Raw genomic sequence first — 8,325 nt, forward strand, 5'->3', positions numbered from 1 at the left:
GCCGCGCGCTCGGGTCAGAACTTGCTGGTGAGGTTGGTGAAGACGTCGCTGAGGTGGGTGCCGAACGCGCTGACGCCGACGATGATCACGATCGCGATGAACGTGACGAGCAGGCCGTACTCGACGGCGGTTGCGCCCTCGTCATTCTCCAGAGCGGTGCGGAGATAGGCGGCGATCATGTTGAGGCGTTGCATAGCGAGCTCCCCCGGCTGGTGTCCCCTGACTCCCGGAGTAAATCGTGCGAGCTCCTACCGGCTTTAGGAATGTGCCGCGCGACTCGGGTGCGGGTCGGTAGCCGTCGGCCGGCTCGGTTGGAACGGCCGGCGATCGGGCAGGCTGGATTCATGACGGACGTGATTGTGGTCGGCGGCGGCGTGATCGGCCTGACCGCGGCCATCCGGCTCCTGGAGCGTGGCGCGGCCGTGACCGTCTGGTCCGCCGACGATCCGCTGGACACCGTGTCGGCGGTGGCGGCCGCCGCTTGGTACCCGACTCGCACCGGCGAGAATCCGCAGGTGGCGAGGTGGGCGGCGGCAACCTACCGGGCATTCCGCCGGCAACTCGACGACGGCGTCCCCGGTCTGCTGCTCCGGCCCACGCGCAACCTGTTCCGCACCCCGATCCCGGCGTTGCCCTGGTGGACGGCGGCGGCCGACGGTGTGGAACTTCGGGACGGCATCACCCCGTACACCCAGGAACTGCATTTTCTTGCCCCGCTCGCCGAGATGGACATCTATCTGGGCTGGCTGGCCGCCCGGGTCGAGGAGGCCGGCGGCCGGATCGAGCGGCGCCGGGTGACCGCCCTCGCCGAGGCGGAGGCGGATGTCGTCGTCAACGCGACCGGGCTGGCCGCTCGCGCCCTGGTGAACGACCCCGCCGTGCATCCGGTGCGCGGCCACATCGTGCTGGTCGAGAACCCCGGCATCACCGAGGCGATCCGGGACCAGCAGAATCCCGCCGGCAACACCTACGTGCACCCGCGCTCCCGCGACGTGGTGCTGGGCGGCACGTTCGACGTCGGCCGCGGCGATTTCGACCCCGACCCGGCCGAGGCCGCCGCGATCATCGAGCGCTGCACGGGCCTGGCGCCCGAGCTGACCGGAGCTCGCTTCCTCGCCGAACGGATCGGCCTGCGGCCGGCCCGCCACGGCGGCCCGAGGGTGGAGATCGACGCGACCGACAGCCGGCTGATTCATGCGTACGGCCATGGCGGCGCCGGCATGACGTTGTCCTGGGGTTGCGCCGACGAGATAACCGAACTGGCCCTCGGCCGCCGGTGACCGCCGGTCGTCAGGCGGCGATGTCGTCGGACGTATCGGCGAGGACGGTGCGCACCGCGTTGAGCAGGTCGTCGGGCGCGCCCAGGCCGGCCAGAACGCCGATCAGGTACGCGCCGACCAGGTCGTAGTGCCCCGGCGTGATGTCCAGCCCGGCGTGGGCCGCGCGCAACTCGCGGCCGGAATAGCTCTCGGGGCCGCCGAGCAGTTGGCTGAGCAGGGCGACCATGTGCGATTTCAGGCGGGGCAGGTCGACGCCGGCGAAGTAGGGCTGCAGGCGGTCGTCGGCGAGGATCACCCGGTAGAGACGATTGACCGCCTCGGTCACCGCGGGCTCGCCGCCGATCCGGCCGTAGAGCGAAGCGTCCACTGTGGCCTCCCGACCACAAGGTAGCCAACTTCCCCCGGCGGCGCGGCCCCGTCTCGGTGCCCGAATCCGCGCTATTCAGTGCTGGCCAATAGGTCTACGCCGTGCGCCGCGGCGTGGGCGATCAGCAGGCGGGCGACCAGGTCGGTCAGGCCGGCTCGGTCCGGCGCGGGGAGCACCGCCACCAGCGCGGCCACGTCCGCCTCGAAGGCGGCCGACACCCGGGTTATCAGGTCGCGGGCGAGGTCGGTCAGCTCGACCAGCGACGAGCGGCGATCGGTCGGCGACGGGACGCGGACGACCAGACCCCGCCGCTCGGCCCGGTCGATCAGGCCGGTGACGCTCGACTTGTCCAGGCTCAGGAGTTTGGCCAGTTCCTGCATGGTCGGGCGGCGGTCTCGCAGCACGCCCAGCAGGCGGGTCTGGATCAGGGAGACGTCGTGCTCGGCGGCCCGGCGCTCGAGAGCGCCCTGGACCAGGAAAGAGAGCTGGGCCAGGCCGTCGACCGTGCTGATGGATGGCATGCGCAAGATCCTACTTGATTTAGTACGTGACACCAACTACATTAGTTTGTGCCACCAACTATTGGAGAAGCCATGAAGATGAACGCCGCCGTCGTCACCTCGTTCGACGAGCCGCCGCACTACCTGCCGTTCGAGACGCCCGAGGTGAAAGACGGCCAGGAGCTGATCGACGTGCTCGCGGTGGGCCTGCACCCGCGAGTCCGCACCGGAGCGGCCGGCCGGCACTACACGAGCAGCGGGACGCTGCCGATGATCCCGGGCGTCGACGGGGTCGGCCGGCGGGCGGACGGCGCGGCCGTCTATTTCGTGGCCGACGACGACATCATCGGGACCATGGCGGAGAAAGTCGTGGTCGACCGGCGCCGGATGGTGGAGCTGCCCGCCCACGTCGACGTGGCCGGGGTGGCCGCGGCGATGAACCCGGCGATGTCGTCGTGGGTCGCGCTGCGGCGGCGGGTGCCGATCCAGCCGGGGCAGAGCGTGCTGGTTCTCGGCGCCACCGGCAACGCGGGGGCGATGGCCGTGCAGGTCGCCAAGCGACTCGGGGCCGGTCGCGTGGTCGGGGCCGGTCGCAACGCCGAGCGCCTGGCCACCGTGGCGGCCGACGAGGTCGTCGCGCTCGGCGACGGGCCGGACGCGCTCGCCGCCGCAGCCGCCGAGGTCGACATCGTGATCGACTACCTCTGGGGCAAGCCGGCCGCCGAGGCGATCATGGCGCTGCTGACGGCGCGAGCGGACCGCAGCCGGCAGCTCGACTGGATTCAGATCGGGTCGATGGCCGGGCCGACGATCGAGCTGCCTTCCGTGGCGCTGCGGTCGGCCAACTTCCGGCTTCAGGGCAACGGGCAGGGCGCGGTATCGGCGCGGGCCTATCTTGCCGAGCTGCCCGCCCTGGTCGAGGAGATCGACGCGGGCACGATCGCGGTCACGCCACGGGTGCGGCCACTGGCCGACGTCGAGCAGGCCTGGGCAGAGCCGGACGTGCCGGGCGAGCGCATCGTGCTGGCGCCCCAGTGACGTACTTTGTGGGGATTTTGATCGTCGCCGGAACCGGTTTCGGCCGCGAGAGCGCTCTCTAGTTCCGGAACTCTTAAGAGACTTTTAAGTCGGTCAATTTGGGCTTGACCGGGCACTCGGATCTCGGGAACTGTAAACCCACTTTCCGGTTTCCCCATCCCCACCCGGAGCATCCCCATGCGCAAACGCGCCCTTTTAGCGGCTTTCACGGCCTTGGTCGCGGTGGGCGGCGCCTTCGGCGTTCGCCTCGTGACCGCCGATGCCGCCCCGATCACGTTCAGCCACCCGGGCGTGCTGGTCAGCCGCGCCCAGCTCGACTTCATCAAGAGCAAGGTGACCGCGAAGGCGGCGCCCTGGTCGGCTGCCTACAACCAGATGATCGCCAGCTCGTACGCGTCGCTCTCGCGCACCCCCAAGCCGCGAGCGACCGTCGAATGCGGCTCCTACTCCAACCCGAACAACGGCTGCACCGACGAGCGCGAGGACGCGATCGCCGCCTACACCGACGCGCTGGCCTGGTACATCACCGGCAACGCGGCCTACGCACAGAAGTCGATCGCGCTGATGGACGCCTGGTCGAACACGATCAAGGCGCACACCAACAGCAACGCCCCGCTGCAGACCGGCTGGGCCGGATCGGTCTGGCCGCGCGCGGCGGAGATCATCAAGTACACGTACACGAGCTGGCCGAACGCGGCCCGCTTCGCCACCATGCTGCGCACCGTCTACCTGCCGACCGTCATCGCCGGCAGCTCCAGCAACGGCAACTGGGAGCTGTCGATGATGGAGGCGGCCGTCGGGATCTCGGTGTTCCTCGACGACAAGGCCAGCTACGACCGGGCCATTACCCGGTTCAAGGCGCGCGCGGCCGCCTACATCTACATCTCCGCGGACGGCGCGCAGCCGAAGTACCCGCCGGTGGGCAGCGTCGACACCAAGTCCGAGCTGATCAGCTACTGGCAGGGACAAAGCACGTTCGTGGACGGGCTCGCCCAGGAGACCTGCCGCGACTTCGTGCACACCGGTTACGGCCTCTCGGCGATCAGCCACGTCGCGGAGACCACCCGCATCCAGGGTGAAGATCTCTGGCCGTCGTTGCAGGAGCGGATGCGGCAGGCGCTCGGCTTCCACACGAAGTTCGAGAACGGCACCGCCGTGCCGTCCAACATCTGCGGCGGAACCGTGCAGAAGGGTCTCGGGCCTGTTTCAGAGGTTGCGTTCAACGCGTTGCACAACCGCCTCGGCATCGCGATGGCCAACTCGCAGACGTTCACCGAATCGCGCCGCCCGCAGGGAACGAACAATCTGTTCGTCGCCTGGGAGACGCTGACCCACGCCAACAATCCGGCCTGAGGAGACTCATCATGAGATCACGCAAACTTCTGGCCGGCGCGGTCATCGCGGTAGCCGCCGGCGCCATCGGCGTCGTCGGCATCACCACCGCTTTCGCCGCCTCGTCCGGCACGCTCGTCTCGTCCGCGAACAGCAAATGCCTGGACGTCACGGACGGCTCGACGGCCAACGGCAATCAGCCGCAGATGTGGTCGTGCACGAGCAGCAACCAGAACCAGACCTGGACGTTCGCCGACAACGGATCGGTGCAGGGGCGCGGCAAATGCCTCGACGTCGCCGGCAATTCGACGGCCAACGGCGCGGTCATTCACCTGTGGGACTGCTACGACACCGTGGCCTCCCAGAAGTGGAGCCTCACTTCCGGAAAAGACTTGGTCAACACTGCGTCCGGCAAGTGCCTGGACATCAAGGACAACAACCTCGCCGACGGTGCCAAGCTGCAGCTCTGGGACTGCTCCGGCAGCGCCAACCAGAAGTGGACCTTCTCGGGAGGAACGACGACTCCGACCACGCCACCGACGACGCCGACCACCGTGCCGCCGAACCCGACGAACCCCGACCTGGGGCCGAACGTCACCGTCTTCGACCCGTCGATGCCGGCGTCGACCATCCAGAGCAAGCTGACCAGCGTCTTCAACGCGCAGGTCAGCAACCAGTTCGGCACCGCCCGGTATGCCCTGCTGTTCAAGCCGGGCAGCTACAACGTCGACGCGAACGTCGGCTTCTTCACCCAGGTCGCCGGCCTCGGCCTCACCCCCGACCAGGTGAACATCAACGGTCACGTGCACGTCGAGGCGGACTGGTGGCCGGACGGCTCGCAGAACGCCACGCAGAACTTCTGGCGCTCCGCCGAGGGCCTCTCCGTGACCCCCGGTGACGGACTGGACCGGTGGTCGGTGTCGCAGGCTGCTCCGTACCGCCGCATGCACGTCCGCGGCAACCTGGCGCTCTCCGACGGCGGCTGGTCCTCCGGCGGCTTCATCGCCGACTCGAAGATCGACGGGCAGATCCAGTCCGGCTCGCAGCAGCAGTTCCTCACCCGCAACACGCAGATGGGCAGCTGGAACGGCTCGAACTGGAACCAGGTCTTCGTCGGCAGCCCCGGCGCTCCCGCGCAGAGCTTCCCGTCCCCGCCGTACACCACGGTCGGCTCCTCCCCGGTCATCGCCGAGAAGCCCTACCTGTACGTCGACGGCGCCGGCGCCTACCAGGTCTTCGTCCCGTCGGTGCGGACCAACGCGAGCGGCACCACCTGGGCCGCCGGCACGCCGGCCGGCTCCTCGCTGCCGATCAGCACGTTCTACATCGTCAAGTCCGGCGACACCGCGTCCACGATCAACGCGGCCCTCGCCGCCGGTAAGAACCTGCTCGTCACGCCGGGCGTCTACCACCTCAACCAGACACTGAACGTGACCCGGGCCGACACCGTCATTCTCGGACTCGGCCTCGCCACCTTCCAGCCCGACGGCGGCGTCGACGCGATCCACGTCGCCGACGTCGACGGGGTGCGGCTGGCCGGCCTGCTGCTGGACGCCGGCACCACGAACTCGAACATCCTGCTGCAGGTCGGCCCGACCGGCTCGACGGCCTCACACGCCGCCAACCCGACCGTGCTGTCCGACGTGTTCGTGCGGATCGGCGGCGCGGTCGCCGGCAAGGCCACCGTCAGCGTCGAGGTGAACAGCAACAACGTGATCGGCGACCACGCCTGGATCTGGCGGGCCGACCACGGAACCGGCACCAACACGGTCGGCTGGACCTATAACCCGGCGCGCACGGGCCTCATCGTCAACGGTCAGAACGTGACCTTCTACGGCCTGTTCGTCGAGCACTACCAGCAGTACCAGACGATCTGGAACGGCAACGGCGGGCGGACCTACTTCTACCAGAACGAAATGCCCTACGACCCGCCGAACCAGGCCGCCTACATGAACGGCTCCACCCAGGGCTGGGCGGCCTACAAGGTGGCCGATTCGGTGACCTCCCACGAGGCGTGGGGCTTGGGCAGTTACGCCTACTTCAACGTCAACCCGGCGATCGTCAACGCCCGCGCCTTCGAGGTGCCGGTCAACAGCGGCGTCAAATTCCACGACATGGTGACGGTCTCCCTCGGCGGCGTCGGCACCATCAGCCACGTCATCAACAACACCGGCGCCGCGGCCAACAGCGGCCACCAGGTAACCAGCATCGTCAGCGGCCCATAAACCACCCTCCCACCAGCCCGGCCCGGTCGTTGCGAGGCGACCGGGCCGGGCGCTTTCCGCCTCTCCGGCGCCATATGTAGCAACCGGGTGCGTGGACCCTCTCGTTGAAGCGCCGCACAGTGCGCGCTCTCCCCCACTGGGCGGTCCGCCCGCCCGAGCGCGCATCTCCGCTCGTTGCCAGGAAACGGTTTCCGCAGTTTCGCGCGGCCGGCGGAAAGTCATCAGTGTCTTCGCGGGGCGGGCGGTGGACGCGCGTTTCGCCGAGTGCGGTTCTGGTTGACAGCACCGAGAGTCCGGCCGGTTTGGCGGGGTGATGTTCGCAGTTGCGGGGTAGCGATGGCGCGCGTCCAGCGCAACGCCTGGTCAGCCACCTGCGCCTGGATCGTCCTCGAGGCCTGGCCGGCCACTCGCGCCTGGTCAGCCACCTGCGCCTGGATCGTCGCCGAAGCCTGGCCGACCGCTTCCGCCTGGTCAGCCACCTGCGCCAGGATCGTTGCTATCGCTCGGTCGGGCGCTTCCGCCTGAGCTTGATCCGTTGCCAACGCCCGATCGGCGACCTCTGCCTGGTGTGCGGGGTTGGCATTGGCTGCCCGGTCGGTCTGGCGCGGGATTGGTGCCTGGTCGATGAGGCCAGCGTCGCCGGGTTGTTGCTCACGGCTCGGCTGCGCATCCCGCAGGACCCGGACCTCGCCGGCCGGCACACATTGCGGGGGCCGAGCGGAGGTGGTCTCGCCGTCCCAGATAAGCGGCGGAACCTCCTCGAAGTCGTCATGCAGACCCACCGCCCCGCACTCGGCCGAACAACCATGCGACCGGCACAGCTTCCGGGCATGACGCCTTGCAAGCCCCCACCGCCGATGACGCGCATGCTCACGACGAAACTCATCCCCCGCCGGAGAATAATTACGAGCCTTCGTTCGGTCACGCATAGCGGCGAGCTCGGAGCTGGTGAATAACTGGAGCTGCCGCTGTTTCATGAATACATTCTTCCGCACCGCAGAGAGCGGCCGCCAATGATTGATCATGCCAATCCCGAAAAGACGGACGGGGATAGCAAATAGAATTTGTGTGACCAATCAAAGACCGCCAGATCCAGTCAGAGAATGACTCTCGTTACCGCCGCGAACGGCTGGTCTCTCAATTGGCAAGCGGAGTGCCGTCAAGCTAGTTTAGGAGGATTTCCAGCGCTGCCGAAAACTCCCTTTGCCGCGAAATGTCCGCGCCAAATCCACAAGATCAGCGCCGAAAGGGGGCGTGCCGAAGGGCCGGAAAGCGGCGCGGACACGCGAGGAAGGGGGCGTGCCGAAGGGCCGGAAAGCGGCGCGGACACGCGAGGAAGGGGGCGTGCCGAAGGGCCGGAAAGCGGCGCGGACACGCGAGGAAGAGGTGCGCGAAGGGCCGGAAAGCGGCGCGGACACGCGAGGAAGAGGTGCGCGAAGGGCCGGAAAGCGGCGCGGACACGCGAGGAAGGGGGCGTGCCGAAGGACCGGAAAGCGGCGCGGACACGCGAGGAAGGGGGCGTGCCGAAGGACCGGAAAGCGGCGCGGACACGCGAGGAAGGGGGCGTGCCGAAGGACCGGAAA

Annotated in this window: 8 protein-coding genes; 4 read left to right on the forward strand and 4 right to left on the reverse strand. The window is 68.5% G+C overall.

Annotation, left to right across the window (positions count from 1 at the left end):
- Positions 1-14 precede the first annotated feature (14 nt).
- Complete coding sequence (locus AB0E90_RS22690; protein WP_360408820.1) at positions 15-194, reverse strand: Flp family type IVb pilin; 180 nt, start codon at positions 192-194, stop codon at positions 15-17.
- Between the two features lie 150 nt (positions 195-344).
- Here AB0E90_RS22690 and AB0E90_RS22695 point away from each other — a divergent pair, with 150 nt between their 5' ends.
- Positions 345-1,280, forward strand: a complete 936-nt coding sequence (locus AB0E90_RS22695; RefSeq protein WP_360408823.1) for an FAD-dependent oxidoreductase — start codon at positions 345-347, stop codon at positions 1,278-1,280.
- 10 nt (positions 1,281-1,290) lie between these two features.
- Here the strand turns inward: AB0E90_RS22695 and AB0E90_RS22700 are convergent, their stop codons facing one another.
- Together AB0E90_RS22700 and AB0E90_RS22705 are read right to left on the reverse strand one after the other, a co-directional pair.
- Complete coding sequence (locus AB0E90_RS22700; protein ID WP_360408826.1) at positions 1,291-1,647, reverse strand: group 1 truncated hemoglobin; 357 nt, start codon at positions 1,645-1,647, stop codon at positions 1,291-1,293.
- A 71-nt stretch (positions 1,648-1,718) separates the two neighbouring features.
- Positions 1,719-2,168, reverse strand: coding sequence for a MarR family transcriptional regulator (locus AB0E90_RS22705; protein ID WP_360408829.1), 450 nt, complete (start codon positions 2,166-2,168; stop codon positions 1,719-1,721).
- Positions 2,169-2,240: 72 nt separating this feature from the next.
- Between AB0E90_RS22705 and AB0E90_RS22710 the strand changes: the two genes are divergently transcribed.
- From AB0E90_RS22710 to AB0E90_RS22720, 3 genes are all read left to right on the forward strand, one after another.
- Positions 2,241-3,185, forward strand: coding sequence for a zinc-binding alcohol dehydrogenase family protein (locus AB0E90_RS22710; protein ID WP_360408832.1), 945 nt, complete (start codon positions 2,241-2,243; stop codon positions 3,183-3,185).
- 177 nt (positions 3,186-3,362) lie between these two features.
- The gene (locus AB0E90_RS22715) at positions 3,363-4,538 is read left to right on the forward strand and encodes an alginate lyase family protein (RefSeq protein ID WP_360408835.1); all 1,176 of its coding nucleotides are present in this window, start codon (positions 3,363-3,365) and stop codon (positions 4,536-4,538) included.
- 11 nt (positions 4,539-4,549) lie between these two features.
- Entirely contained in the window at positions 4,550-6,742 is a 2,193-nt protein-coding gene (locus AB0E90_RS22720) for an RICIN domain-containing protein (RefSeq protein WP_360408838.1), read from the forward strand.
- A gap of 221 nt (positions 6,743-6,963) precedes the next feature.
- On the opposite strand, the gene AB0E90_RS22725 is transcribed toward AB0E90_RS22720, so the two are convergent.
- Positions 6,964-7,524 (reverse strand): hypothetical protein, encoded by a 561-nt coding sequence (locus AB0E90_RS22725; protein ID WP_360408841.1) that lies wholly within the window; start codon positions 7,522-7,524, stop codon positions 6,964-6,966.
- Positions 7,525-8,325: the final 801 nt, after the last annotated feature.

The organism is Actinoplanes sp. NPDC026619 (assembly GCF_040638295.1).
Lineage (GTDB): Bacteria > Actinomycetota > Actinomycetes > Mycobacteriales > Micromonosporaceae > Actinoplanes.

Bases quoted from the DNA above. Each gene is read 5' to 3' on its own strand.
- AB0E90_RS22715 (WP_360408835.1), top strand. From the start codon at position 3,363: ATGCGCAAACGCGCCCTTTTAGCGGCTTTCACGGCCTTGGTCGCGGTG.
- AB0E90_RS22690 (WP_360408820.1), bottom strand. From the start codon at position 194: ATGCAACGCCTCAACATGATCGCCGCCTATCTCCGCACCGCTCTGGAG.
- AB0E90_RS22720 (WP_360408838.1), top strand. From the start codon at position 4,550: ATGAGATCACGCAAACTTCTGGCCGGCGCGGTCATCGCGGTAGCCGCC.
- AB0E90_RS22710 (WP_360408832.1), top strand. From the start codon at position 2,241: ATGAAGATGAACGCCGCCGTCGTCACCTCGTTCGACGAGCCGCCGCAC.
- AB0E90_RS22705 (WP_360408829.1), bottom strand. From the start codon at position 2,168: ATGCCATCCATCAGCACGGTCGACGGCCTGGCCCAGCTCTCTTTCCTG.
- AB0E90_RS22695 (WP_360408823.1), top strand. From the start codon at position 345: ATGACGGACGTGATTGTGGTCGGCGGCGGCGTGATCGGCCTGACCGCG.